Below are 24,899 nucleotides of genomic sequence, written 5' to 3' on the forward strand. Positions count from 1 at the left end.
CCAGCGGCCCGGAAAAACCGGTTCCGCAGTGGCACTGGCCTCAGCGCCGCCAGTTTTTAAGGCAATGAATCGTTGAAACGGAAAGGTCAAAATATGAAGACGAAAACTATCAAAAAGATAGCTGCTACCGCTTTTTGGATAAGCGCCAGTGCCACTTTTGTGCCCGCATCGGCCCATGTAGTGCTTGAATACCAGGTGGCCTCGGCGGGCGCCAGCTACAAAGCCAGCTTCAAGGTCGGCCACGGTTGCGGTGCCTCGCCCACGCGGCAGGTAGCGGTCGATATCCCAGCGGGCATGCGTGGCGCGCGCCCCATGCCCAAACCGGGCTGGACGCTCGATGTGCAGCGCGACAAACTCGCCCAGCCCTATGCCAGCCACGGCCGCAGCATCACCGAAGACGTGGTGCGCATCACCTGGACGGCCAAGACACCCGAGGACATGCTGCAAAGCACCCACTACGACGAGTTCGTGCTCGTGGCCCAGGCGCCCGAACAAGCGGGCACCGTGTACTGGCCTGTGCGCCAGGTTTGCGCTGAGGGCCGCAACGACTGGACCGAAGTGCCCCGGGCCGGCCAGACACTGTCGGACCTGAAGTCCCCTGCGGCAGCGCTGGAGATTCTTCCCACCGGTGGCGCCGCTGCCCACAATCATTGACAGTCAGGCCCATCGCCTGCGCATTCTTCTCCTGAAACTCGAAAGACATCCCTCATGAAAAAGCTGCTTCACACCGCCGTGCTTGCTTCTACCCTGGCTGCTGCATGGGCCAGCGCCCCTGCATGGGCACAGACCGCCGCCGTCAAGGTCGAAGGCGCCTGGGCCCGGGCCAGCGTGCAGGGCCAAAAGGGCACGGGCGCGTTCATGCGCCTCACCGCCAAGGATGGCGCACGCCTGGTACGCGCCGAATCGCCCGCTGCGGGCGTTGCCGAAGTACACGAGATGAAAATGGAAGGCGACGTCATGAAGATGCGCGCCGTGCCCGCGCTGGAATTGCCCGCAGGCAAGACGGTGGAACTCAAGCCCGGCGGCTACCACGTCATGCTGATGGACCTGAAGGCGCCTCTGGCCAAGGACAGCTCGGTGCCCCTCACCCTGGTGTTCCAGGACGCCCAGGGCGTGGAAAGCAAGCTCCAGTTCAACATGCCCGTGGCGACGACGGCCCCCGGCGGTGCCACCGCAGGCAGCATGATGGATGGGCACAAACACTGAGGCGCCCGCCGCCGCAGCGCCTTCGCGGGCGCAACGCATTGGAGTAAGCTGTGCGCTCACCACAGACCCACCTCTTGCGGAGCGGCCATGAGCGACACATCCAACTTCGGTTTCGGCAAATTCGTCCCCGGTTTTGATTTTCTGCAAAGCCTGGCCAAGGGGGCGTCCACCAGCATTCCGCAGTTGCCCAACCTTTCCAACTGGGTGGCACCCACCATCAGCGTGGAAGAGCTGGAAAAGCGTATCGACGAACTGAAGGCCGTGCAGTTCTGGCTGGAGCAGAACTCGCGCGCGCTGGCCGCCACGATCCAGGCGCTGGAGGTACAGAAGATGACGCTGGCCACGCTCAAGGGCATGAACTTCAGCATGGGCGATGTGGCCAACGCCTTCAAGCTCAAAACCGCCGACACCGTGATGAGTGGCGTACAAAAAGCAGCCGATACCGTGAGCGGTGCCGCCGAAGCCGTGGCCGGCGCTGCAGCCCGCGTGACGGGGCGCGCCAGTGCGGCCGAGGAGCCTGAGGACGCAGCCGCTGAGGCCGAGCCCACCAAAGCCAAAACAAAGGGCAATGCATCGTCTGCGGCCGAGCCCGCCGTGGTGGACCCGATGCAGTGGTGGGGTGCGCTCACCAGCCAGTTCCAGCAGATCGCCGCCAGCGCCATGAAGGACGCTGCCAAGCAAACTGCCATCGATACCACCAAGAACATGGCCACCGGCCTGGCCAAGGAAGCCCTCAAGACGGCGACCGGCATGGCCACCCAGTTTGCCGCCAAGGGCATGCAGACCATGCAGGGCGGAGCAAAACGGGCAGCAGCAGTCAGTGCCACCGCCAAAAAAGCACCCGCTGCCAAGAAGCCGGCGGCCCGTAAAGCCGCTGCGAAGCCCGCCGCCAAAAAAACCAGCACCACCCGCAGCCCAGCGGCCCGCAAGCGAGCGGGCTAAGCGGCCGCGCCAACGGGGGCGGTGTGGGTCGTCCGCACGGTGGCTTGCCACCTCACCGCCACCACCCTGGCATGGAGATCACCACCATGAAACTTTTTCCTACCGGCCATGCCACCCACCCGCAATGGCGCATGGCTGCCGCGCTGGTGCTGGCCCAGTTGCGCGCCCAGATGGCGCTTCCTGACTACGCATCGGCGCCCACGCTGGGCCTGCTGTACATCACTGACCACTACGCCAATGACGCCCAGGCGCTGCTCGACTACCTGAGCGGCGAGCTGCCCGAAGTGACCGACTGGAGCGGTACCGTGGGTGTGGGCGTGTCGGCCAACAACGCCGAATACTTTGACGAGCCCGCGCTGTCGGTCATGCTGCTCGATGTGCCCGCCGACCAGTACCGCGTGTTCTCCGGCGTGGCGCCGCTGCCCACGCATGCGCAGCACCCGGGCGCGGGCTTTGTGGCCCACACGGCGCTGGTGCATGCCGATGGCCATACGCCGGAACTGGCAGAACTGCTGACCGAAATGGCGGCACGCACCGACACCGGCTACCTGTTTGGCGGCCTCTGCGCCAGCCGCACGGCCAGCGTGCAGTTTGCGGTGGGCGGTGACGGCAACATGGCTGGGCAGGGCGGTGCCAGCGGCGTGTTTGACGGCGGCCTGTCGGGCGTGGCGTTTGGCGCCGGGGTGTCGCTGGTGTCGCGCGTGACGCAGGGCTGCCAGCCCGTGGGCGCGCTGCACACCATCACCGCTGCGCAGGACAACGTGGTGCTTGCGCTCGATGGCGAGCCCGCGCTGGATGTGCTGCTCGATACGCTCGATGTGTCGCTGGACAATGGCGACCCGCAGCCCGCCCTGCGCAAGGTGCGTGCCACGCTGGCCGGGCTGGTCAGCGCGGGCGAGCAGCCGCAGGGCCAGCGCCGCACGGGCCATTTTGGTACCGACACCCGCGTGCGCCACATCCTGGGGTTGGACGGATCTCGCCGGGGCGTGGCCCTGGCCGACCATGTGGAGCCTGGCATGCACCTCGCGTTCTGCCAGCGCAATGTGGCCGCTGCGCGGGCCGACCTCATGCGCATCTGCGCCGAGATCCGCGAAGAGCTGTCGCCCGAGGAACTGGAGCCTGCGCCGATGCCGATGGTGTCGTCTGATGCGCAGCATGGCGTAGCGCCCACACCCGGTGCGTCTGCCGGGCGCGTGCAGCCGCAGACGGGGCAACGCATTTGTGGTGCGATCTATGTGAGTTGCTCTGGCCGGGGCGGCCCCCATTTCGGAGGCCCCAGTGCTGAGCTACAGATCGTGCGCCATGCACTGGGTGACGTGCCGCTGGCCGGCTTTTTTGCCGGGGGCGAAATTGCGCACCACCATTTGTATGGTTATACCGGGGTGCTGACCGTTTTTGTGGACGGCGAGACCGCCTGAAAACGTTATCGCAGCGATGGCAGATCGCGCGCAGCCCGCCGCCGTCACCAAGGCCGCGCGGTAGCAAGCGCCCCGGTGGGCACCCTTGGCGTCAACCGGCGGGGTAGTCCTCGGCGTCGGCTTTTTCCTGTTCCGTCAATCGCGTGGCCAGGATCTTGTCGATGGTCTTGCCATCCATGTCCACCACTTCGAGCTTCCAGTCTTCCCACTGCACGGTGTCGGTCACCTTGGGCAGGCGGCCGGTCAGCAGCATGATCATGCCGCTCAGGGTGTGGTAGCGGCCACGTTCTTCTTCGGGTACTTTGTCCAGGTTCAGGCGGTCTTTCAACTCGGGCACGGGGATGTGGCCGTCCAGCAGCCAGCTGCCGTCCTCGCGCTGCAGCGCCCACGAGGTTTCCGGGTCGCGCGGCTGGAACTCGCCGGTGATGGCCTCGATGAGGTCCTGCAACGTGACGATGCCCTGCACTTCGCCGTACTCGTCGATGACGAACGCCATGTGCACGTCCGACAGACGGAAGTTGTCCAGCAGTTCCATGCCTGTGATGGTTTCGGGCACGTACAGTGCGGTCTGCAGCGGCTGGTCGGCCAGGCCGCCGTGGGCCTTGTCGCGCAGCGTGCGCGACAGCCACTGGCGCGCGTTGATCACGCCCAGGATGTTGTCCATGCCACCCCGCACCACGGGGAAACGCGCGTGGTCGGATTCCTCGATGCACCGGAGGTTGTCTTCAAACGGTGCATCGATGTCCAGGCACACCACATCGCCGCGGGGCACCATCAGCGAGCCGATCTGGCGGTCATCCAGCCGGAACACGTTGCGCACCATGGTGTGCTCGTGCGACTCGATCACGCCGGCGGTGGTGCCCTCCACCAGCATGGCGTGGATCTCTTCTTCCGTCACCGGGCTACCGCTGGTTTCCTTCACGCCCAGGAGGCGCAGCAGCGTGCGGGTGGACGTGGACAGCAGCAGCACAAACGGCTTGGTGGCCAGTGCCAGAAAGTTGATGGGCCGCGCCACCAGGCGTGCAAAGGTTTCGGGGTACGACTGGCCGATGCGCTTGGGCACCAGCTCTCCCACCACGATGGAGAAGTAGGTGATGAGCACCACCACCAGCCCTGTGGCCGCATAGCCGCCGTAAGGCAGGGGTACACCCAGCGATTCGAGCCAGGCGGCCAGCGGTGCGGCCAGTGCGGCTTCACCCACGATACCGTTCAAGACGCCAATCGACGTGATGCCGATCTGGATCGTAGAGAGAAAACGCGTGGGGTCTTCGCCCAGCTTCACGGCAGCGGCGGCACCGCTATCGCCCTCATCAATCAGCTTTTGCAGCCGCACCTTGCGGGCCGTGACCAGAGCGATTTCTGACATGGCAAACAGGCCGTTGAGACAGATGAGAGCGAACAGTATTGCTATTTCCATACAAAGGGCGCCTTGCACGCCCTTGGGTGTTGAGTTGCAAGGGATTGTACGGAAGGGGCGGTGTGCCCTGGTTCCCCTTGAAATTTGGGGGGGTCAGCCGCCTTCGGTGGGCAGTCCTGTGGCATCCCACTCGGGCAGGCCCCCGCGCAGCCAGTACACCGACTTGAAGCCTTTGGCGGCCGCCACCTTGGCGGCCTTGTAGGACTTCCAGCATTCGGCGCCGTTGCAGGCAAAAATCACGGGCTTGGTCTTGTCGAGGTTCTGGAGTTTGTCGAGAGCCTGGAAGTCATCCTGTGCGGCATTGAAGGCCACGTCCTTGAGGCTCTTTTCCACGTAGGCGGCGAACACGGCGCCCCGAATGCGTTTGGTCTTGAACTCCTTCTCGGTGCGGGTGTCCACCAGCGTGGCGCCCTGTGCCTGCAGGGTCTGCGCTTCGCGCGCGGTGATGCGGTTCACCCCGGGCAGGCTGGTGGGGGTAAAGAGGCCCAGTTCCGCCACCCGGCGGTACTCGATGGTCTCTGGCCGCACGATGGCGGGCGGCAGGCCACTGGCATACGACGAAACGCTGAACCACTGCGACAGTCGGCTGCGGACATCGGCAGGTAGATCCTTCTTCACCACGATAGAAAACCCGCCGGGGACGGGCAGCGAGGTGGCCAGCACACGTGCGGCGTTGGGATGCGCGGCAGACCATTCCGCCCAGTCTTCCTCACGCACCACGGTGGCGTCGGCCGTGCCCAGGGTCAGCGCCGTGAGGCCAGCCTGGGGAAACTTCTCGTATTGCACGGCGCGCAGGTCCTGGAACGACAGCCCGGCTTCGTTGAGCAGGCCGCGTGCCATGTAGGTGTAGATCGAATCCTGCTGGGGCAGATAGAGCCTGCGCCCCTTCATGGCGGGTACTGCGTCGATCTGCGCCAGCCCTACCAGCAGGTATTTCTCGGATTTTTGTGTGGCGCCCACCAGCTCGTAGCCACGCTGCAGGGCCGAGGCTGCCACCTGGGCCGGGCCTATGAAGATGTCGTGGCCCGCGCTGCGCGTTGCTCGCATCACATCGGCCATGTCGTCGCTGGTGGTCAGTGCCACTGTCTGGCCTGAGGCCTTGGACAGACCCGTTTCAGCGGTGGTGCGCAAGATGGAATGGGCGGCTTTGCGCGCCGTGGGCTCCACAGCGACCATGGCGGTGAGTTGGGCCAGCACTGTGCCGCAGGCCATGCACCCGCCAAGCAACACCCACAGCATGCGGCCCAGGGATCTTGTGCATGTGTTCATCGCTTCTCCCTTTCACTCCAAGAATGGCCGAATATGCCCACGCCTCCCGACATGCGTTCAGATGTTTCTGATGTTTTGTATTTGTTACTTCTGTTAACGCAATGTTGCGAACGATGTGAAAGGGCTGCCGCACAGAATGCGGGCTGGCCTCGGCTGCCTGCCCATTCCCATCCATCCCTACTTTCGGAGACGTTCCCATGAAAGATTCATCGACCTTGCCGCGCCGTCACATGCTGGCCGGAAGTGCTGCTGCCTTGAGCGCGCTGGGCCTGGCCGGATGGGGGGGGGGTGCCCGCGCGCAACCGGTGGCCACCGTTGCCAAACCGTTGCCTGCCTATGCGGGTTGGAAGTCCCCCGATGCACTGATCGTGCACAGCAGCAGCACGCTGGAAACCCGGCGCTCCGCGTTTGGCACCAGCGTCATCACGCCTTCCAACCAACTGTATGTGCGCAACAACCTGCCCGCGCCCGATGTGGCTATCTTGGACAACCGCGATGCCTGGATGGTTTCCATCGAAGGGGTGAAAAGCCCGCGCAGCCTCACGCTGGCCGAGCTCAAGACCCTGGGTGTAGAAACCGTCGCCACCGTGCTGCAGTGCTCGGGCAACGGGCGCGGATTTTTCCCCAGCAAACCCAGCGGCACGCCGTGGTCAGTGGGCGCTGCGGGCTGTGTGGTCTGGAGCGGCGTGCCGTTGCGCAATGTGGTGGCGGCGCTGGGCGGCTTGGTCGACGGCGCGGCCTACCTCACCGGCACAGGCGGCGAGAAGTTGCCCGAGGGCGTGGACCCGCTCACCGTGTTGGTGGAGCGCTCTGTGCCCGTGAAGGCGCTGGATGATGCGTTGCTGGCCTGGGAGATGAATGGCGAGCCGCTGTCGCTGGCCCATGGCGGGCCGCTGCGGCTGGTGGTGCCGGGCTACCAGGGCGTGAACAATATCAAGTACGTCAAGCGCGTGGCCTTTGGTGGCGCACAGTCACAGGCACGCATCATGTCGCACGGCTACCGTATGTCGCCCCCCGGCTCCAAGGCCAGCCCCGACCAGCCTTCGGTGTGGGAGATGGGCGTCAAATCGTGGATCAATGGCCCGCTGCCCGACAAGGGCGCACCCAAGCCCGGTCAGGTGCAGGTGCATGGCGTGGCCTTTGGCGGTACGCGTGGCGTCAAGGGTGTCGAGGTCTCGGTCGATGGCGGCAAGACCTGGCAGACGGCCAAACTCATCGGCCCGGACCTGGGCCCCTTCGCGTGGCGGCAGTTTGCGTTGCCGGTGCGCCTGGAAGCGGGCACGCATGTGCTGGCCAGCCGCGCTACCGACACGGCGGGCAATGTGCAGGCCGAACAGCGCGAAGAAAACCTGGGCGGCTACAACAACGTGAGCTGGCGCGACCACGCCGTCACGCTGACCGTGGCATGACCTTGCTCCCCCCTGGGGCGCATTGCGCCCTCCCCTCCGATGGGGGACGCCACGCGTGGCCTTGGACCGCCAGTTCCACGGTGGCACTGGCGCGGGAGCGTGCCGGTATCGGGCGGCTGCGGATCTGTGGTGCACTGCAGGCCCGCGGGCTGCTTCGCACCATGAGCCGTGGCCTCGCGCTGGCGTTGCTGTTGTGGACGGGGGCCTGCTGGGCTGCGGATACCGCCGAGCTGGCGCGCGGCAAGGAGCTGTTCACCAAGATCCAGCCGGCGTGCGCGGTGTGCCACACGCTACAGGCGGCGGGCGCCGAGGGGCAGGTGGGCCCGGTACTGGATGAACTCAAGCCCGATGCCGACCGGGTGCTGCGTGCGCTGAAGACGGGCATTGGCGTCATGCCGTCGTATGCCGAGCGCCTGAGCGAGAAGGACATGCTGGCCGTGGCGCGTTTTGTGGCACATGCCACGGGCGCAGCCAAGTAACGCCGAGCGCTGCGCGCCGGTCCTATCCACGGGTGTTCCTTCGACAAGAACCGTTCGTGCTGTGCGTGAACGATTCTCTTCGTTGGGAAGTGTTTTTCTCGTATCAGGCAGCGGTGCGCGATGGCACCAGCGCAGCGCTTGGCGCGCGCCCCCGCAAACCCTGGAAGGCAAAGTCCACCTCGGGGATCCGGCCGCTCACGATGTCGGCCAGCGCCTTGCCCGAGCCGCAGGCGTGTGTCCAGCCCAGCGTGCCGTGGCCGGTGTTGAGGAACAGGTTGGCCACCTTGGTGTTGCCGATCAGCGGCAGATTGCTGGGTGTGGCGGGGCGCAGGCCGGTCCAGAACTGCGCCTGGCTGGCGTCCCCCGCACCCGGGAAGAGCTGCTCCACGCGCCGCACGATGGCGTCGCAGCGCATCGGGTTCAGGTCGCGGTTGTAGCCGTTCAGCTCGGCCGTGCCGGCAATGCGCAAACGATCACCGCCGCGTTCGCTGGTGTAGCGCGAGAAAACGAGCTTGAACTCATCGTCCGTCAGGCTCACCTGGTGCGCCTTGGTGGCATCCTTGACCGGCATGGTCACTGAATAGCCCTTGGCCGGGTAGATCGGCAGGTGGATGCCCAGCGGCTGCGCCAGCAGCGGGCTGAACGAGCCCATGGCCAGCACGAAGGCGTCGCCGTGCACACGCTCGAAGCGGCCTTCGGCATTGGTCACTTCCGCATGGCCAATGCGCCCGCGCGCCTCGCGCAGCGCCGTGATGTGGTGGCCCATGCGGAACTGCACGCCCGCTGCCTCGCAGAGCTTGGCCAGTTCACGCGTGAACTGGTTCGCGTCGCCCGATTCATCCTCGGCCGTGAACGTGGCGCCCGCCAGTTGTGGGCGGATGTGGGCCAGTGCGGGTTCGATGCGCACGGCCTCGTCGGCGCTGATGACCTGGCGCTCGCAGCCCAAGGCCCGCATCTGCTCGGCCGGTGCCAGGGCGCCGTCGAATTCCTTTTGGTTGGTATAGAAATGCAAGATGCCCTGCGTGCGTTGGTCGTACTGGATGCCGGTGGTCGCGCGCAGCTGCTGCAGTGTGTCGCGGCTGTAGGTGCCCAGGCGCACGATCTGCTCGATGTTGTGGCGCGTGCGCGCCGGCGTGCAGTTGCGCAAAAAGGACAGTCCCCACAGCCATTGGCGCATGTCAGCGCGCAGGCGAAAGAGCAAGGGGGCGTCTTCTTTGCCCAGCCACTGCAGCACCTTCAGCGGCGCGCTGGGGTTGGCCCAGGGTTCGGCGTGGCTCACCGAGATCTGCCCGCCGTTGGCAAAACTGGTCTCGGCACCGGGCGCGCCCTGGCGGTCGATGACGGTCACTTCGTGGCCAAGTTGTTGCAGAAAATAAGCCGAAGTCACGCCGAGCAAGCCGGCGCCCAAAACGATCACGCGCATTTTGAAGCCTTTTAAGGGTTCAGCGCTTGATGGACGTGCGTTAGCAGCTATTGATTAAATAGCAAGCAGCTGGCGCGCGTCCGCCAAGCTGCCGCTCCCCCTGTCCTTGGTACCTGAGAGATTCACCGCACGGCCCACATGGCGCGCGGTTTGCTCCTTCGGTGCGCCACGGTGTGTGGTGGCGGCTCTCCAGACGGCTTTGATAAAAGATGCAGTACGGGACCTGAGCGTGTATGGGAGTTTGCGCCTTCGGTGCAGTGGGCATTGCCGCTGACTCTCCTGCGAGGCCGATTCTAGGCGGCACTGCGGCGCGAAAACCGGCGCCTGCGCGCTAATGCATGGCAATCGTTGCTGATGTTGGCGGCGGCTGCGGGTCGCCATAATCCGCCGATAGAACCGATCCCAGAACCACCCCAGGATGTTTCCCCATGCCCGACACCGCTTTTGATCCCCAGGCCTGCGCAGCCGTGCTCACCATGGCGCGCCAGGGGCGCACGCCCCGGCCACTGGATTTGCCTGCGGGGCTGCGCCCTAGCGATGCAGCCGAGGCCTACGCGGTGCAGGACATCGTGGTGCGCGAGCGGGGCACGATGGCAGGCTGGAAGGTGGGCGCTGCGTCGCCCCACGCCCTGCCTGCGCGTGCTGCGCTCACCCGCGATTCCGTGTTTGTGGCGCAAGAAGGTGTGGCGGTGCACTTGCCCGCAGCCGGTTTTGCCGTGATGGGTGTGGAGGCAGAGCTGGTGTACGAACTGGGCGCCGACCTGCCTTCGCGCGCCACGCCCTACAGCGCGGCCGAGGTGCTGGCGGCCGTGGTGTCGGTGCGTGCCGCCATTGAGGTGTGCGACACCCGGTTTGCAGCATGGGCCCAGCAGGGCGAGTGGAGTCGCTTGGCCGACCAGGCTTGCCATGGCGCCTTGATTGTCGGCGCTGGCACTGAGGATGTGGCGGCAGTGCGGCCCCTGGCGCAAGGGGTCCGGCTGTTGATCAATGGGTCTGTGGCTGTGCAGCACGCAGCCTGGGGGAACTCTGCGGGCGACCCGTTGCCGCTGCTGCAGTGGCTGGCCAACGACGGTGCGCGCAGCCTGGGCGGGCTGCGCGCGGGGCAGTGGGTCACCACGGGCTCATGCACCGGTACTGTGCTGGTGGCGCCCGGCACCGTGGTGGTGGCGGACTTCCCGAGCCTGGGGCGGGCTGAGCTGCACATCGCCTGAACCCGGCGCGGCCTGCGGGTGCATGCCGTTGGCCGGTTGCCGCACGGGATCAGTAGCGGCGCGGGTTGTCGGGCTGGTTGTCACGGCGGTTGGGCACGCCATCGCCGTCGCGGTCCCGGTCATTGCGGTTGGCGATGCCATCACCGTCACGGTCCCAGCCGCCGCGCCGCATTTCCCAGCGGCCTTCGCGCTCTACCCACTGTGGCTGGCGGTACTGGTAGCCATTGCGCGCCTGAACCCAATGGCCCTGGACCCAGCGATGGCGGTTGCCACGCCACTCCCAGTGGCCTTCTTCCCACACCTGGCCACGGCGAGGACGGGGCACGGCTTCATGGCGCGGAGGTGGCGGCGCCGGGATCACCTGGTAGGCGGGCGCTGCCTGGTAGGTGCGCTCGGGCTGGCCAGACTGGATGATGACAGTGCCCTGGGTTGCGGCCTGCGCCGACGCCTGGGTGAACAATGCCAACAGGGCGATGGCGGCAGCGGCAGATGTTGTGCGAATCATGGTCGTCTCCTGATTGTTCCTTGCGGAAGGGGTTACTGCATGGTGGTGGCCGGGGGCGCTGCGCCACGTAGGCGCAGGGCGGGGGTGCGCGTAGGCGAAACCGGTCACCGGCGGCACCAGCTCCCGTTTTGTCAACGGCGGTAAGGGTTGTCGGGGTTTCGGTCATGGCGATTGGGCACGCCGTCGCCGTCACGGTCGCGGTCATGCCGGTTGGCAATGCCGTCGCCATCGCGGTCCCAGCCGCCGCCCTGCATGTTCCAGCGGCCACCGTGTTCAACCCAGCGGGGTTCGCGATAGTGGTAGCCGGGGCGGGCCTTCACCCAGTACCCCTGCATCCAGACATGGCGGTGGCCCCGCCATTCCCAGTGTCCAGGCACCCAGGCCATGCCCCGGCGAGGGTGGGGCGCTGCTTCATGGCGGGGTGGCGGTGGCGCTTGGTACTGCACCCTCACGGGCGCAGGGCCTTGGTAGTGGGGTGAGCCTGTCTGGACGACAACAGTGGCATGGGTCTGTGCCTTCGCCAGCGTAGCGGCGCCCAGCGACAGCAGTGCGAGGGAAACGGCGGCGAGTGCATTGCGGGCCATGGTGATCTCCTCAGAAATGATTCCTTGCGGAACCGGAGACTTCATGGTGCGAGCACTGCGTCAAGCCGGTGTAGGCGAATTGCGAAGTCTTGTGAAGTTGTGTTTCCTGTCGCTGTGAGTCGCAGGTTCTCGTGATTTATTTCACGCTGTGTGCTGGGATGTCTTGCGGTGGATGTGTCAGCGCCACCACACCAAAGCCGCCACCACCCACAGGGCCGCCCATGCGGGGTGCCGGCCGTCGGTGGCATAAAACACCAGCAGCCCGCTGGCCAGCGTGGCGACCCCTGCCACATCGGCCACCCAGCCTCCCAGGTGGGTGTCCACAGGCACCGTCCCCAGGCGCCACAGCAGGGCGCTCAGGGCCCAGCCCAGCACGCTGGCCAGGTGCCAGGTTCCCCACAGGATGCGCACCTGTTGCTCGCGCAGCACGGGCCGTCCGCCGGTGGGCACGATGCCCTGCGTGCGCAAGGTGCGAAACACCAGGACTTCACCCAGCACCGAGTGCGCAACACCCACCAGGGCCAGGCCCCCGGCTGCCAGTACCAGCGCAGTATTCATGGACAGTTTTCCAGTCAATCAGGATGGCTGTGGACGGCGCAGACGCGGCGCATTGGCCCGTCTTTGGCGCCTTTAGCGCTTGGGGGTCCAGCACAGGGCCAGCGCGGGCGGCAGCACCAGCCAGAAGCCCGAGGTGGGCATGAGCACAATGCCCAGCAGCGTGAGTGCCAGCAACCCGGCACCCAGCCCGCGCAAGGGGACGGGTGCCAGGGCTGCGTGGCGTTCGGCCAGCAGGATGGCCCAGCCCAGCAACGCGAAGAGTCCGCCGAACAGCACAAACCAGACCACAGCGCCCACCACAGGATCTTTGTGCACGCTGTTGAAAACGCCGCGCCGTACGATCTCGTGCAACTGGGGTTGGAATACGGCGGCCGCAAAAAGGGTGTGCACCGCCGCCACGACCAGCAGCCACAGGCCCTTCCAGGTGGTGCGAAGCGGCGTGAATGTGCGGCGAAGGGATGGGGTGGTCAGGGTGGTCATGTTGGGAGGTCCCGGGGAGTGCTGCCGTGAAGAGAAAGTGCGGGACAGTGCGTGCGCACGCGCGCGCCCAGCCCTGTGAGCAGGTGCATGAGGCCCATCCACATGCGCTCGAACGCGGGCATTTCGCCGGGCACCTGCACCAACTGGTCGCCCAGCACACGCTGGTGGCGTCCTGCGGTGATGGGGGGCGGCGTCTTGGCGCCAAAGTCGAAAACCGGCTGCGTGAAAGGTTCGATCTGCCAGGCCTGCATGTCGGCCAGCGCGGGGGCCAGTTCGGCGGTGTAGGCCTCGGCGGCGAGGTCAGGCCGCAGAAGCCCCAACGCCTGGTAGGCCCTCAGCACCAGCACATCGCGCTGGGGGTCGGCAGTGGGGCGCAGCAGGGCGGACCACGCCTGCGCCACGTGCGACCGAAAATCGCCCGACAGACTGCGCGTACAGCCAAAGTCCAGCACACCGACGCGGCCGTCCGCAGCAAAGAGGAAGTTTCCCGGGTGCGGATCGGCATGCACCCGGCCCAGCACAAAGATGCAGTGCATGAACCAGTCCCACAGGTGCTGTCCGGCCCGATCGCGTTGTGCCTGCGTGGGCTGGGTGGCCAGCCAGGCCTGCAGGTGCTGGCCCGGCAAAAACTGCTGTGTAAGCACCTGGGCCCGCGTGTGCGATGCGATGGGCTGCGCCATTGCCACCCCGGGCATGGCCGCGTGCTGCGCAAACCACTGCAGTTGCTCGGCCTCCTGCAGGTAGTCCACCTCGCGCAGCAGCGTGGCCTCGATCTCGGCCATCACGCTGTCCACCACCGTGTGGGCGGGCAGGGGCATATCAGTGTGGGCCAGCGCGCGCAGTGCGGTGCGCATCAGCTGCATGTCGCTGGCAATGGTGGCGGCAATGCCGGGGTACTGCACCTTGACGGCCACCGTGCCGTGGCCTGCCAGCTGTGCGCGGTGCACCTGGCCCAGGCTGGCGGCGGCAAAGGCAGCGGGCTCGAAATGCTCGAAGATCGATTCGGGCTCCTGGCCGAACGCCTGGCGGAACACGCGGCCCACCAGCGCGCGGTTGAGCGGTGGCGCCTGGTGGTGGGCGCGCGCCAGCTCTTGTCGTACGCCATCGGGCAGCAGGCCGGGGTGCATGCTGAGCAGTTGCGACACCTTGAGCGCCGAGCCCCTCAACTGCCCCAAAGCGCCAAACAGAATGCGGCCCAGCGCGGCTTCGTGATCGGCCTGTGCCTGGGCTGACGGTGCACGCACGCGGTGCCCCAGCTGGGCCATGCCAATGCGCGCCGCCGCCAGGCCGGTGATGGTGCCGCGCGCCAGGCGGCCTGTGCGGGGGGCGTCGCCCTTAGCCATGGTTTGACGTGACCAGTCGCTTCAACATCACCTGCACGATGCGGCGATGAAACGGCGCGATGATGGCCATGTAGACATGGCCCAGCGTGTTGTGGATGTGCACCACGGTGCTGACCACGACAGTGGCAGGGCCGTTGGCCTGGGGGTGTTTGGTCAGCGACACCTGGACATCCAGGTGCTTGTCGTCCTGACCCATCACCACTTCGGTGTCGCTCAAATGGCGGATCAGGAAGATGCCCACCGGGTCTCCGACACGGTAGCTGCTTGGATCGCTCGCAGATCCACCGCTGGCGAGCGGATGCACGTCGCCCAATTGCCCTACGCCTTTGAGCCCCACCAGCTGCACCAACGTGTTGCGTACCGCCAGGAGCTGCTGCGTCCAGCGCGGCGTGCGGGCCACCACGTTGAGCCAGGTCTGCAGCGCGCTGGTGCCTGGCTGCGGATCGGCCACGGTGTAGGCATCAAAGAAGTGAGCGCCATGCAACGTCGCGTGGATCGCCGTGCCCGCAGGCACCGTGGTTTCGCGCACGGCTGCTTGTGCTGCGGGGCTCATGGCGCTTTCCTCTTGCTGGGGGCCTTGGTGGAGGCGGTAGTTGCCGGGCTGGGGGCGCGGGGTTTGCGCGGCGCGCGCGGCGGTTTTGGGGGCTGGGGGGGCACAGGCGACGCGGGCGCGGCGTTTGCTGAAGGCGCCGGTGCGCTGCCCATCGCTTGTTTGGCCAGGTGCAGCATGCCCAGCAGGCCGCTGCTGTGCTGGGCCATGCGGGCCATCTGGCTGCGCAGCACAAAGCCGCCCAGTTGCAGCACGCGGTTGACCAGCCCGCCGCGCAGGGCCTGCACCAGCACCCCGAGCGACAGGTCCACCAGCTGGGTGGTGTCGGCAAACTCGTCCGACGTGTCGGCCAGCCAATACGTGACCACACCGGCCAGGTAGTCGGTGTAGAACCCGCCCGCCATGCCCTTGAAGTCGCAGGGCTCGATCTCGCCACTGGCTTCGGCTGCTTCCAGAAAACTGCTGACCGCCTCGCGCAGGCTTTGCCGCGCCGCCAGGGGCTCGGCCAGCATCGACAGTGGCGAGCGCCGCGCCAGGCTGCGCACCTGGGCCACAAACTCGCGGTCGGCCAGCAGGCGTTCCACCACGGCGTCGGTCAGGCGCTGCAGTTTTTCCTGCAGGTTGTAGCCGGTGAAGCCAGGTGTCTGCAGCGTGTCCGCCAGCGCCTGGTGGGCCACATCGTCCAGATAGCCCAGCACGATGCGGTCCTTGGTGGGGAAGTATTTGTAGATCGTCGCATCGCCAATGCCCGCAGCGCGGGCGATGTCCTTCATCGTCGTGCCATCAAAGCCGTGGCGGGTCATGAGGTCCACCGCGCTGGCCACGATCTGGCGGCGCGTGGCGTCTTGCTGTTGGCGGGTGGTTTTCATTTAACTATCTTTAAATTAACAAAATTTTTTATTTAAAGAATAGTGTTTTCTGATTGTGGCGTCAAGCGGTCGCAGCCACGGACACCGAGTTTGAGCCGGTGGTACTGGTGTTTTTATGGCCTTTTTAGCCTCTAGCGCTTGATGGTAAAGCGCTGGAAGCTATCAAAAATGTAGTATGGGCGCCCCTCCCGCTTTGGGAGGGCCATCTGCCACCCGGACGGCCCGCAGGGGCCGCCCCGCCGCGAAGGCCGCCGTTCCCCTGGGGGAGGGCGCCGCAGGCGGCTCAGGGGCTACTTCCTCATCGCCGCAAACGCCTCAAACTCCCAGCTGCGCATCGCCAGCAGCAGCGTGTAGCCCTCGCGCTCGCGGTCGGGCAGCTTCTGGTCGGCCAGGTGTTGTTGTGCAAAGTCTTGCGCCACGCGCTGCATGCGCTCCATGAAGGCGGGCGCCAGGCTGCGGCTGATGGCGCCGTGCACCAGCAGCACGCCTTCGCCGGGGCCATCAAAGCCGCCGGAAAAGTAGTCGAGGAGTGCGTGATCGCGAAAGTAGTTCATCACCGGGCCATGGGGGCGCCAGCGGAATGTTTTGGCGAGTTTGAGCCGGTAGCGGTTCAGCGGCCGCAGCTCGATGATGCCGATGCGATCGAGCTGCGCGAGGTACTTGATGCCCTCGGCCTCAGTCAGCCGGTAGTTGGTGGTGACCTGCTCCAGCGTCCACTGGCTGAGCACGCAAATCGCCATGAGCAGCAGTTTCTTGTCGCCCACCACGGCTTTTTCCTGCTCCTGCGTCAGCTCTTTCAGCAGGGGCTGTTCGTCGGCCACGCGCCGCGCTAGGTCGGCAAAGTCCAGCGCCAGCGCACGGCAGATGGCGTCGATGCGCGACAGCGGCATGTCGCCCTTGGCCAGCATGCGTTTGACGCTGGACTCGGCCATGCCCAGCGCCTGTGCCAGGTCGGCGTAGGTCATCTGCGCAGTCTTGAGTTCCTTTTTGAGGGCGAGAACGAGGTCGGCAGTGGTGCTCATGGGTATCGATTATCAATACCTGTGGTGTCTTGGGTAGCCCTCTGAGCGACTTTTTGGGCGATGAATGTGCCCGCACTCCCCACACTGCGCGGCATCGATCACTTTCGGATGCGACGACCATGACCTTTGCTGTATTTCCTTGCCCCCCACGCCACAAGGTGTTGTCCCGCGCTGAAGCCGGCTTGTTGCTGGCGGTGGCCGCGCTGCTGGCGTTGGCCTTGTTCGGGCCAGTGCTGCCTGCCAGCGAGCACCAGCATGCGTTTGCCGATCAACGGGCGCTGTGGGGCGTTCCCTGTGCACTCGATGTGTGGAGCAACCTGCCCTTTGCCATCGCGGGCCTGTGGGGCCTGGTGGTGCTGCGGCGCCTGGACCTGGGAGGGCTGGACGCTACGTCCCGCGCCCTGGCCAGCCTCTTTTTTGTGGGCCTGCTGTGCACGGCCGCAGGCTCCGCGCTCTATCACTGGCAGCCCAACAACGGTGGCCTGATGTGGGACCGCCTGGGCATGGTGTTGCCCTTCGCGGGACTGTTGGGGCTGTCGGCTGCCAGCCGCGTGAGCGACCGTGCGGGTGCAGCGGCCGCAGCTGCGGTATTGCTGGCCGGGTCACTGGCCGTGGTGTGGTGGTCGCACAGTGGGAATCTGCTGCCCTGGGCTGTGGTGCAGCTGGGCGGCATGTTGGTGGTGCTGGCCCTGGCCTGTCTGCCCCGCCGTCAGGAGGCGCTGGCATTGCATCTGGGTGCCGTGATCGCTTGGTACGCACTGGCCAAGCTCTTTGAGGCGGCAGACCACCCGGTGTTCGAGGCCACCGCGCAGTGGGTGTCTGGCCACACCCTCAAGCATGTGCTGGCGGCAGGTGCCGCCTGGCCGGTGCTGTCAGCCTTGGCGGCATTGCGCCACAGCGTCGCGCAGGGCGCGCCACATGTCACGCCATCCGGGCAGAATGGCGCCCACACCGTGGGTGGCGCCCGCAGGTCCCGCGCTGGATGCGTGGGAGCCGCAAAGACCAACAGTAACTAAAGCCAACCCATTGGAAACGAGGAGAAACGCATGCACACCCCAGCCCCCTCTGCCAGCGTGGCGCCCACGCACGAGGACCCGAACCAGTTTGCCCTGCTGCGCCAGCGGCGGTTTGCGCCGTTTTTCTGGACGCAGTTTTCGGGCGCGGCCAACGACAACCTGTTCAAGTTCGCGTTCACCGTGATGGTGACTTACCAGCTCAGCGTGTCGTGGCTGCCACCGGCCATGGCGGGGCTGGTGATTGGGGCGCTGTTCATCCTGCCGTTTTTGCTGTTCTCGGCCACGTCTGGCCAACTGACCGACAAGTACGACAAGACGAAGATGATCCGCTTCGTTAAGAACCTGGAGATCGCCATCATGCTGGTGGCGGCGGGCGGGTTCATTGCGGGCAATGTGCCGACCCTGCTGCTGTGCACCTTTTTGATGGGCGTGCACTCCACGTTGTTTGGCCCCGTCAAGTTTGCCTACATGCCCCAGGTGCTCAGCGAGCGCGAGCTTACCGGCGGCAACGGCATGGTCGAGATGGGCACCTTTGTGGCCATTTTGCTGGGCAACGTGGCGGGGGGGCTGTTGGTGGCACTGCCTGGCATCGGTCACACCACGGTGGCGGTGGCCTGTGTGGTGGCGGCATTGATCGGGCGTGCCGTGGCGCAGTTCATCCCTTCGGTGCCCGCCACCGACCCGGGGCTCACCATCAACTGGAACCCCTTCACGGAAACCTGGCGCAATCTCAAGCTCGCGCACGGCAACGTGGTGGTGTTCCGCTCGCTCTTGGGTATCAGCTGGATGTGGTTCTTCGGCGCGGTATTCCTGTCGCAGTTCCCCAGCCTGGCCAAGGAAGTGCTGCACGGCAACGAGCAGGTCGCCTCGTTGCTGCTGGTGGTGTTCTCCATCGGCATCGGTATCGGCTCGCTGCTGTGCGAGGTGCTCTCGCGCCGCCATGTCGAGATCGGTCTGGTGCCACTGGGTGCCATTGGCATGAGCGTGTTTGCCATCGATCTGTACTTTGCCTCGCGCAGCCTGCCGCCGGCAGATATCATGGGGCTGGCCGCCTTCATGGCCCAGGGCGCGCACTGGCGCGTGATGCTGGACCTGGCGCTGCTCAGCCTGTTTGCCGGCCTGTACAGCGTGCCCATGTACGCGCTGATCCAGATGCGCAGCCAGCCCACGCACCGCGCGCGCATCATCGCGGCCAACAACATCCTGAACGCGCTGTTCATGATTGCGAGTTCTTTGATGGCGGGCGCACTGCTGGGCGCGGGGTTCACGGTGCCGCAGATCTTCTTGTTCACCGGCATCGCCAACGCCGTGGTGGCGTTTTACATCTTCATGCTGGTGCCCGAATACATGCTGCGTTTTGTGGCTTGGGTTTCCTCGCGTTTTGTCTACCGCTTCAAGGTGCAGGGCGACGAGAACCTGCCGTCCACCGGCGCGGCCATCCTGGCATGCAACCACGTGAGCTTTGTGGATGCCGTGCTGCTCATGGCCGCCAGCCCGCGCCCCATCTACTTCGTGATGGACCACCGCATCTTCCGCGTGCCGGTGCTGGGCTGGTTGTTTCGCCTGGCCAAGGCGATTCCCATTGCACCGTACAAGGAAGACCCCAAGACCTACGAGGCCGCCTTCGATCGCGCCGCGCAGGTGCTGCGCGAAGGTGACTTGCTGGCCATCTTCCCCGAAGGCGGCATCACCAAGGATGGCCAATTGCAGGAGTTCAAGGGCGGCATCATGAAGATCATCGAGCGCGCGCGCGACGAGGGCATCGAGGCGCCTGTGATTCCCATGGCGCTGACCAACCTGTGGGGCTCGTACTTCAGCCGCATCGAGCAGGGAGGCGCCATGGTGCGGCCGTTCCGCAGAGGGTTTTACAGCCGGGTGGGACTCAATGTGGGCCAGCCGCTGTCAGCGCGCGAGGTGCAGCCAGCGGCGCTGCGCGAGCGGGTGGCGCGGTTGCTGGCCTGACGTTCCGGTGTGGCCTGCGTTACAGCCGCCTTGGGGCGGTGTGCAACGCTCACTCTGCCCGGATGTTTGCGCGCTGCGCAATGGCCCGCATGCGCGGAAGTTCGTCTTCGATCTGCGCGAGCACGGCACCCGCAGGCTGGTAGGCCGGTTCCAGGCCGCTGGCGATGAGCTTGCTGCGTATCTCGGTATCCGCCATGGTGTCCGCCAGCGCCTTGTGCAGCTTGGCCCTGGCATCGGCAGGCAAGCCGCGTGGGGCCACGACCGCCAGCCACGAATCGGCGGCAAAACCTGCAAAGCCGCTCTCGGCCACCGTGGGCACATCCGGCAACTGTGTGGCACGCGTGGCACCCGTGACTGCAATGGCCTTGATCTTGCCCGCCTTGAGCTGCGGCAGCGCTGCTGCCACCGTGTCGATGGTGAAGGGGATCTGCCCGCCCATGAGGTCGCTCATGGCGGGCGCGCTCCCCCGGTAAGGCACGTGCATCAGCTTGATGCCGGTGGCAGACCAGGTCAGCTCGGCCGCAAAGTGGCCCGTCGTGCCACTGCCGAAAGAACCGTAAGAAAATTTGTCGGGAGCACGGCTCACTGCCGTGATCAACTGCTTCAGATTGCTGACCGGAACATCGCGATGGGCTAGCAAGATCAGCGGCACGCGCGCCACCATGCCAACGGGCTCGTAGCTCTTGACCGGGTCGTACGGCAGCTTGTTGTTGAGCGCCGGGTTCACGGTGAAGGTGGAGCCTGAGCTGATCAAGAGCGTGTAGCCGTCGGCCGGTGCGTTGGCCACATACGAGGCGCCCACGATGGTGCCAGCCCCGGCCTTGTTATCGATCACCACGGGCTGGCCCAGATGGTCGCCCAGCTTCTTGCTGATCAGTCGCCCCACGATGTCGACCGCCCCGCCCGGGGGGAACGGAACAACGAGCTGGATCGGTTTGGCGGGATAGCCATCGGCGTGTGCCAGGGCTCCCCAACCCAACCCCCCTCCAGCCATGGCGACGAGGAGCGTGGCGACACCTGCGCGTCTTGTAGGCTGTATGCACTTCATGTGGCGATCCTTCGGTGAAGGGCTGGTCACCCAGCGTGGCAACGGCGAACAGGGGGCGCCAGTCTTCGTCTCGCTCTGGCCTGGCCTGTCGCTACTGCGGAAGTTTGCTCAGTCGCCACGGCTGGGAGGCACAGCCTTGGCAGAGAGAACCCAGACCCGACAGCTTGGACCGGGCTGGTGGGGCAGGGCGGGTGTATGTTCACCCTTCTCAGATCAGGGAAAGCCCGGCCAGCCGGCACAGCTGTTGTTGCTCGGTTTCGCCGGGCGGCGCGTCAGCCGTTGCGAAAAAGAAAGCTGTAGGCGTTGAGCGCCGGCACCCCTCCCAGGTGCGCGTACAGCACGCGGGAGCCTTCTGGGAATTCGCCCTTGCGCACCATGTCGATCATTCCGTGCATGGATTTGCCTTCGTACACGGGATCGGTCAGCATGCCCTCCTGGCGCGCGCACAGGCGGATGGCCTCCAGCGTGCCCTCGTTGGGCAGGCCGTACTCGGGGCCACCGTAGCGGGTGTCCAAAATGACGTCCTCGGCCGCGATCTCCTGCCCCAGTTCCACGAGTTGGGCGGTGTTCTGGGCGATGCGCAGAATTTGGGCATGCGTCTGCTCGGGTTTGGCCGACGCGTCGATACCAATCACCTTGCGCGCCCGGCCGTCCGCAGCGAAGCCCACGACCATGCCTGCCTGTGTGCTGCCCGTGACCGAGCAGACGACGATGTAGTCGAACTGGAAGCCCAGCTCTTTTTCTTGCTGGCGCACTTCATCGGCAAAACCCACAAAGCCCAGGCCGCCGTAGGGGTGCTCGGAGCAGCCCGCCGGGATGGGGAAGGGCTTGCCACCGGCCTTCTTCACGTCGTCCATCGCCTGCTCCCAGCTGGGGCGAATTCCGATGTCAAAGCCCGCCGCGTCCAGGCGCACATCGGCGCCCATGATGCGGCTCATCTCGATGTTGCCCACGCGGTCGTACACCGCGTCGGAGTAGTTGACCCAGTTCTCCTGCACCAGCACGCACTTCATGCCCAGGTGTGCAGCCACGGCGGCCACCTGGCGCGTCTGGTTGGACTGGATGCCGCCGATGGACACCAGCGTGTCGTAGCCGCCCGCGATCGCCTCGGGGATGAGGTATTCGAGTTTGCGGGTCTTGTTGCCGCCGAAGGCGAGGCCCGAGTTGCAGTCCTCGCGCTTGGCATACAGGTGCACCTTGCCGCCCAAGTGGGCCGAGAGGCGCGGCAGGGGGGTGATGGGCGAGGGGCCAAAGGTGAGCGCGTGGCGAGGGAATTTCTGCAGGTTCATGGCGGTTTCCGGTCGATCAAAGGAGGGGTGCAAGGGAGGGGCTTGCAGTGCCTTCATCGTAGAAAAACACGCGCGTCAAGTGGTTGCGAATATTGGATGAATTTCAGAGTTTTTCTTTTGTGAATAAGAATATCAATGCTAAATATTTCCCGAATGCCAATATGTGTGCAACAAAAGTTCGTTCCAAGAATGTACTAACTGCTGATGTCTCGGCCGAGCTGGATCGCACCGACAAAGCCATCCTGCGCCAGCTGCAGCGAGATGCCTCGTTGTCGAATGTGGCGCTGGCCGAGAAGGTGCACATGAGCGCTCCCGCCTGTCTGCGCCGGGTGGAGCGGCTCAAGCGTCTGGGCCTCATCGACAGGGTGGTCGCGCTGCTCAACCCTCAGGCCGTGGGCGCAGGCATGCTGGTGATGATCGGCGTGGTGCTGGACCGCTCCACACCCGACTCGTTTGCCGAGTTTGAAAAGGCGGCGGCCAAGGTGTCGGGCTGCATGGAATGCCATGTGGTCACGGGCGAGTTTGACTATTTCATGCTGGTGCGCACGCGCGACAGCGAGAGCTTCAACCGCTTGCATGCGGAGCAGTTGCTTTATCTGCCGGGTGTGCGTCAGGTGCGCTCGTTCATGGTGTTGCGCAACGTGCTCTCGACCACTGAGTTGCCGCTCGCGGTGTAGTGGCCAACTACACGCTCACTGAGCCCCGCGCAGCCGACCCATCACCGCCGCCCAGGCCGGGCCCCCGAACAGGTTGACCACGAGGCCTGCCATCAACAGCCCTGCACCTGCAAAGTGCACGGGCAACAACTGTTCGCCAAACACCCACCAGCCTGTGGTCAGGCCCACTACCGGCACCAGCAGCGTGAACGGCGCCACACGGTTCACGGGGTAGCGCGACATGAGATACGTCCATAGGCCAAATCCCAGCAGCGTTGAGATCCAGGCGATATAGGCCACGGCGGCCATGGATTTGAACGATAGTTGCTGTACGGCTGCCAGCACGGCGGCGGGGCCGTCCATCACCAGCGCCAGGGCCACAAACGGCAGCGGTGCCACCACGCTGGACCAGACGATGAAGGCGAACTGGTTCATCGGTCCATACCGTCCTACGGCGCGCGTGACGATGTTGCCGCAGCCCCACAGGGCCGCAGCCGCCACGGTGAGCGCAAAGCCCGCCAGCGGCATCGAGGCGCCGTGCGCGCTGCCAATCAGCACCAGCCCTCCTCCGGCCAGCGCCAGGCCAGCGACCTGATTGCCCTGCCATTTTTCACGCAGCCACCAGGCCGCCAGCAGCAGCGTGAAAAACGATTGCGCTTGCAGCACCAGCGAGGCCAGGCCCGACGGCATGCCGATGTGGATGGCGGTGAACAGCAGCGCAAACTGGCCCACGGCCATGGTCATGCCATACAGCAGGTACAGCCTGAGCGGCACTTTGGGCGGCTTGACGAACAGCAGGGCTGGGAAGGCCGCCAGCAGGTAGCGCAGCGCGCCGAGCAGCATGGGCGGCACATCGGCCACGCCCACCTTGATGACGGCAAAGTTGAGCCCCCAGACCACGATGACGAGCAGGACCAGGGCCAGGTCGCGGGGGCGCAGGGCAGTGTTCATGCCTGGCATTGTCGGTGAGCCGATGGCCTTGCAGCCGTGCGTTTCAGGACCAGACTGCAGCAAAAGCCGACAGGCCCGTGGAGCAGTCCTGGGGTGTTATGCCGACTCCACCAAAAAGCTCAGTCCCGCATTCGCCCGCAGCCGCGCAATCAGCTTGTCGCCCAGCGCGGGGGCGGTGGTCCAGATGCCGCCAGCGGTGTCGGGGGCATCCCGCAGCAGGCACACCGCTGCCTCGGTGATCATCTTGGAAGTTGAGCCATAACCTGGGTCACGGTCGCCCTTGACGCCCACACGCAGGATATTGCCAGCGTCGTCGGTGCCGAGAAACAGAACGTCGTAAAACCCGTTGTCGCGTTCTTCGCGCGAAGGGCCTTCGCCCGGCTTGGGGCCTTGGTCCGACCCCAGAGACTTATCGCCAGCGACCGCATTGGCAATGGCCTCGCCTTTTTCACCGGGGCCGGTGATCAGCATTTCGTCATAGACAAAATCGGTGCCGTAGGCGTGCTGCAGCAAGAAGTTGGAGCGGTGCACATTGCGCGTGTTGATGGCCGCCATCACGAACGGAGCCACCCACACGCCCTCACCCAGAGCATCGTCCACCATGGGCTTGTTGCCCGAGGGCTGGCGTGGCCCTTCGAACCCGGGTGTGAGCGAGAACGGGTTCTTGAGCAGGTCCAGCACCGCTGGGTGGGTGGCCGCAGCCGCCATGGTGGCCTTCAGGCTGGCGGCGGTGCCGCCCGAGAAGGTGCCCTTCATCTTGCGCACCCGGCCGCGCACGCGGGGGGCTGCGTGGCCGAAGCGCTGGGCAAATTCCTTTTGCAGCAGGAACACGCCCAGGTCGAACGGGATCGAATCGAACCCGCACGAGAACACGATGCGCGCGCCGCTGGCCTTGGCCGCAGCTTCGTGCGCGTCGATCATCTGGCGCATCCAGGCGGGCTCGCCGCACAGGTCGACATAGTCCACACCAGACTTGGCGCAGGCGGCCACCAGTTCGTTGCCATACAACTGGTAGGGGCCTACGGTGGTCAGCACCAGGCGCGTGGCGTCCATCAGCGCCTGCAGGCTGGCGGGGCTGTTGGTGTCGGTCACGACCAGCGGGGTGTCGGCCGGGGCTCCCACCTCGTCCCGCACGGCGGCCAGCTTGTCGGCGTTGCGCCCGCCCATGGCCCAGCGCAGGCCGCTACCGGCGGGGTAGCGCTGGAGCAGGTATTCGACCACCAGGCGGCCCGTGAAGCCGGTGGCGCCGTGGACGACGAGGTCAAAGGGTTTTGGAGGCATGGTTGTGGGGT

At 65.6% G+C, this 24,899-nt stretch carries 25 protein-coding genes and 1 riboswitch; of the genes, 10 read left to right on the forward strand and 15 right to left on the reverse strand.

The genetic code is table 11. The features are described from left to right. Positions 1 to 93: 93 nt before the first annotated feature. The 4 genes from CLU85_RS02980 (at position 94) to CLU85_RS02995 (ending at position 3,566) form a co-directional block, all read left to right on the forward strand. Entirely contained in the window at positions 94 to 654 is a 561-nt protein-coding gene (locus CLU85_RS02980) for a YcnI family protein (RefSeq protein ID WP_232727710.1), read from the forward strand. A 54-nt stretch (positions 655 to 708) separates the two neighbouring features. Then, positions 709 to 1,206 (forward strand): copper chaperone PCu(A)C, encoded by a 498-nt coding sequence (locus tag CLU85_RS02985; protein ID WP_100408981.1) that lies wholly within the window; start codon positions 709 to 711, stop codon positions 1,204 to 1,206. An 87-nt stretch (positions 1,207 to 1,293) separates the two neighbouring features. Then, on the forward strand, positions 1,294 to 2,148 hold the full coding sequence (locus tag CLU85_RS02990; RefSeq protein WP_100408982.1) for a PhaM family polyhydroxyalkanoate granule multifunctional regulatory protein: 855 nt from the start codon (positions 1,294 to 1,296) through the stop codon (positions 2,146 to 2,148). Positions 2,149 to 2,234: 86 nt separating this feature from the next. Then, a complete protein-coding gene (locus CLU85_RS02995) occupies positions 2,235 to 3,566 on the forward strand; it encodes an FIST N-terminal domain-containing protein (protein WP_100412341.1) in 1,332 nt (443 codons plus the stop codon). A gap of 91 nt (positions 3,567 to 3,657) precedes the next feature. Here CLU85_RS02995 and CLU85_RS03000 read toward each other — a convergent pair whose 3' ends face one another. Both CLU85_RS03000 and CLU85_RS03005 read right to left on the reverse strand, forming a co-directional pair. Beyond that, positions 3,658 to 4,983, reverse strand: a complete 1,326-nt coding sequence (locus CLU85_RS03000; RefSeq protein WP_100408983.1) for a hemolysin family protein — start codon at positions 4,981 to 4,983, stop codon at positions 3,658 to 3,660. A gap of 93 nt (positions 4,984 to 5,076) precedes the next feature. Next, on the reverse strand, positions 5,077 to 6,252 hold the full coding sequence (locus CLU85_RS03005; RefSeq protein ID WP_100408984.1) for a rhodanese-like domain-containing protein: 1,176 nt from the start codon (positions 6,250 to 6,252) through the stop codon (positions 5,077 to 5,079). A 197-nt stretch (positions 6,253 to 6,449) separates the two neighbouring features. On the opposite strand from CLU85_RS03005, the gene CLU85_RS03010 reads away from it, so the two are divergent. Further along, positions 6,450 to 7,661 (forward strand): sulfite oxidase, encoded by a 1,212-nt coding sequence (locus CLU85_RS03010; protein ID WP_100408985.1) that lies wholly within the window; start codon positions 6,450 to 6,452, stop codon positions 7,659 to 7,661. A 161-nt stretch (positions 7,662 to 7,822) separates the two neighbouring features. After that, a complete protein-coding gene (locus CLU85_RS03015; RefSeq protein WP_100412342.1) occupies positions 7,823 to 8,140 on the forward strand; it encodes a cytochrome c in 318 nt (105 codons plus the stop codon). Between the two features lie 103 nt (positions 8,141 to 8,243). Here CLU85_RS03015 and CLU85_RS03020 read toward each other — a convergent pair whose 3' ends face one another. Then, complete coding sequence (locus tag CLU85_RS03020) at positions 8,244 to 9,563, reverse strand: D-amino acid dehydrogenase (RefSeq protein ID WP_100408986.1); 1,320 nt, start codon at positions 9,561 to 9,563, stop codon at positions 8,244 to 8,246. A 90-nt stretch (positions 9,564 to 9,653) separates the two neighbouring features. Further along, positions 9,654 to 9,766, reverse strand: a riboswitch (glycine riboswitch). A 225-nt stretch (positions 9,767 to 9,991) separates the two neighbouring features. Here CLU85_RS03020 and CLU85_RS03025 point away from each other — a divergent pair. Beyond that, positions 9,992 to 10,774: a 2-keto-4-pentenoate hydratase gene (locus CLU85_RS03025; protein ID WP_100408987.1), complete on the forward strand. Its 783-nt coding sequence runs from the start codon at positions 9,992 to 9,994 to the stop codon at positions 10,772 to 10,774. Positions 10,775 to 10,823: 49 nt separating this feature from the next. Here CLU85_RS03025 and CLU85_RS03030 read toward each other — a convergent pair whose 3' ends face one another. The 8 genes from CLU85_RS03030 to CLU85_RS03065 form a co-directional block, all read right to left on the reverse strand. After that, the gene (locus tag CLU85_RS03030) at positions 10,824 to 11,279 is read right to left on the reverse strand and encodes a YXWGXW repeat-containing protein (RefSeq protein WP_100408988.1); all 456 of its coding nucleotides are present in this window, start codon (positions 11,277 to 11,279) and stop codon (positions 10,824 to 10,826) included. Between the two features lie 131 nt (positions 11,280 to 11,410). Continuing rightward, a complete protein-coding gene (locus CLU85_RS03035) occupies positions 11,411 to 11,863 on the reverse strand; it encodes a YXWGXW repeat-containing protein (RefSeq protein WP_100408989.1) in 453 nt (150 codons plus the stop codon). Between the two features lie 177 nt (positions 11,864 to 12,040). Next, a complete protein-coding gene (locus tag CLU85_RS03040) occupies positions 12,041 to 12,421 on the reverse strand; it encodes a hypothetical protein (RefSeq protein WP_100408990.1) in 381 nt (126 codons plus the stop codon). A gap of 72 nt (positions 12,422 to 12,493) precedes the next feature. Further along, the gene (locus CLU85_RS03045) at positions 12,494 to 12,901 is read right to left on the reverse strand and encodes a DUF6463 family protein (protein ID WP_232727711.1); all 408 of its coding nucleotides are present in this window, start codon (positions 12,899 to 12,901) and stop codon (positions 12,494 to 12,496) included. After that, positions 12,898 to 14,244, reverse strand: a complete 1,347-nt coding sequence (locus CLU85_RS03050) for an AarF/ABC1/UbiB kinase family protein (protein ID WP_100408991.1) — start codon at positions 14,242 to 14,244, stop codon at positions 12,898 to 12,900. Before CLU85_RS03050 ends, CLU85_RS03045 begins: the two co-directional genes overlap by 4 nt. Further along, a complete protein-coding gene (locus CLU85_RS03055) occupies positions 14,237 to 14,797 on the reverse strand; it encodes a DUF2867 domain-containing protein (RefSeq protein ID WP_100408992.1) in 561 nt (186 codons plus the stop codon). The genes CLU85_RS03050 and CLU85_RS03055 overlap by 8 nt, the downstream gene beginning before the upstream one ends. Continuing rightward, positions 14,794 to 15,663, reverse strand: a complete 870-nt coding sequence (locus CLU85_RS03060) for a TetR/AcrR family transcriptional regulator (protein ID WP_100408993.1) — start codon at positions 15,661 to 15,663, stop codon at positions 14,794 to 14,796. The genes CLU85_RS03055 and CLU85_RS03060 overlap by 4 nt, the downstream gene beginning before the upstream one ends. A 290-nt stretch (positions 15,664 to 15,953) precedes the next feature. Continuing rightward, positions 15,954 to 16,685 carry a helix-turn-helix transcriptional regulator gene (locus tag CLU85_RS03065; RefSeq protein ID WP_100408994.1) on the reverse strand — a complete coding sequence of 244 codons (732 nt, stop codon included), beginning with the start codon at positions 16,683 to 16,685 and terminating at the stop codon, positions 15,954 to 15,956. Positions 16,686 to 16,804: 119 nt separating this feature from the next. On the opposite strand from CLU85_RS03065, the gene CLU85_RS03070 reads away from it, so the two are divergent. Together CLU85_RS03070 and CLU85_RS03075 are read left to right on the forward strand one after the other, a co-directional pair. Next, complete coding sequence (locus CLU85_RS03070; RefSeq protein WP_100408995.1) at positions 16,805 to 17,701, forward strand: hypothetical protein; 897 nt, start codon at positions 16,805 to 16,807, stop codon at positions 17,699 to 17,701. 30 nt (positions 17,702 to 17,731) lie between these two features. Next, positions 17,732 to 19,663, forward strand: coding sequence for an MFS transporter (locus CLU85_RS03075; RefSeq protein ID WP_100408996.1), 1,932 nt, complete (start codon positions 17,732 to 17,734; stop codon positions 19,661 to 19,663). A gap of 49 nt (positions 19,664 to 19,712) precedes the next feature. On the opposite strand, the gene CLU85_RS03080 is transcribed toward CLU85_RS03075, so the two are convergent. Beyond that, positions 19,713 to 20,711, reverse strand: coding sequence for a tripartite tricarboxylate transporter substrate binding protein (locus CLU85_RS03080; protein ID WP_100408997.1), 999 nt, complete (start codon positions 20,709 to 20,711; stop codon positions 19,713 to 19,715). A 272-nt stretch (positions 20,712 to 20,983) separates the two neighbouring features. Continuing rightward, complete coding sequence (locus CLU85_RS03085; protein WP_100408998.1) at positions 20,984 to 22,000, reverse strand: 1-aminocyclopropane-1-carboxylate deaminase; 1,017 nt, start codon at positions 21,998 to 22,000, stop codon at positions 20,984 to 20,986. 161 nt (positions 22,001 to 22,161) lie between these two features. Between CLU85_RS03085 and CLU85_RS03090 the strand changes: the two genes are divergently transcribed. Beyond that, the gene (locus CLU85_RS03090; RefSeq protein WP_100408999.1) at positions 22,162 to 22,677 is read left to right on the forward strand and encodes an Lrp/AsnC family transcriptional regulator; all 516 of its coding nucleotides are present in this window, start codon (positions 22,162 to 22,164) and stop codon (positions 22,675 to 22,677) included. Positions 22,678 to 22,692: 15 nt separating this feature from the next. On the opposite strand, the gene CLU85_RS03095 is transcribed toward CLU85_RS03090, so the two are convergent. Further along, complete coding sequence (locus tag CLU85_RS03095; protein ID WP_100412344.1) at positions 22,693 to 23,607, reverse strand: EamA family transporter; 915 nt, start codon at positions 23,605 to 23,607, stop codon at positions 22,693 to 22,695. A gap of 96 nt (positions 23,608 to 23,703) precedes the next feature. Next, positions 23,704 to 24,888 (reverse strand): trans-acting enoyl reductase family protein, encoded by a 1,185-nt coding sequence (locus CLU85_RS03100; RefSeq protein ID WP_100409000.1) that lies wholly within the window; start codon positions 24,886 to 24,888, stop codon positions 23,704 to 23,706. Between the last annotated feature and the right edge of the window lie 11 nt (positions 24,889 to 24,899).

The sequence above is a fragment of the Acidovorax sp. 69 genome, assembly GCF_002797445.1.
Lineage (GTDB): Bacteria > Pseudomonadota > Gammaproteobacteria > Burkholderiales > Burkholderiaceae_C > Acidovorax.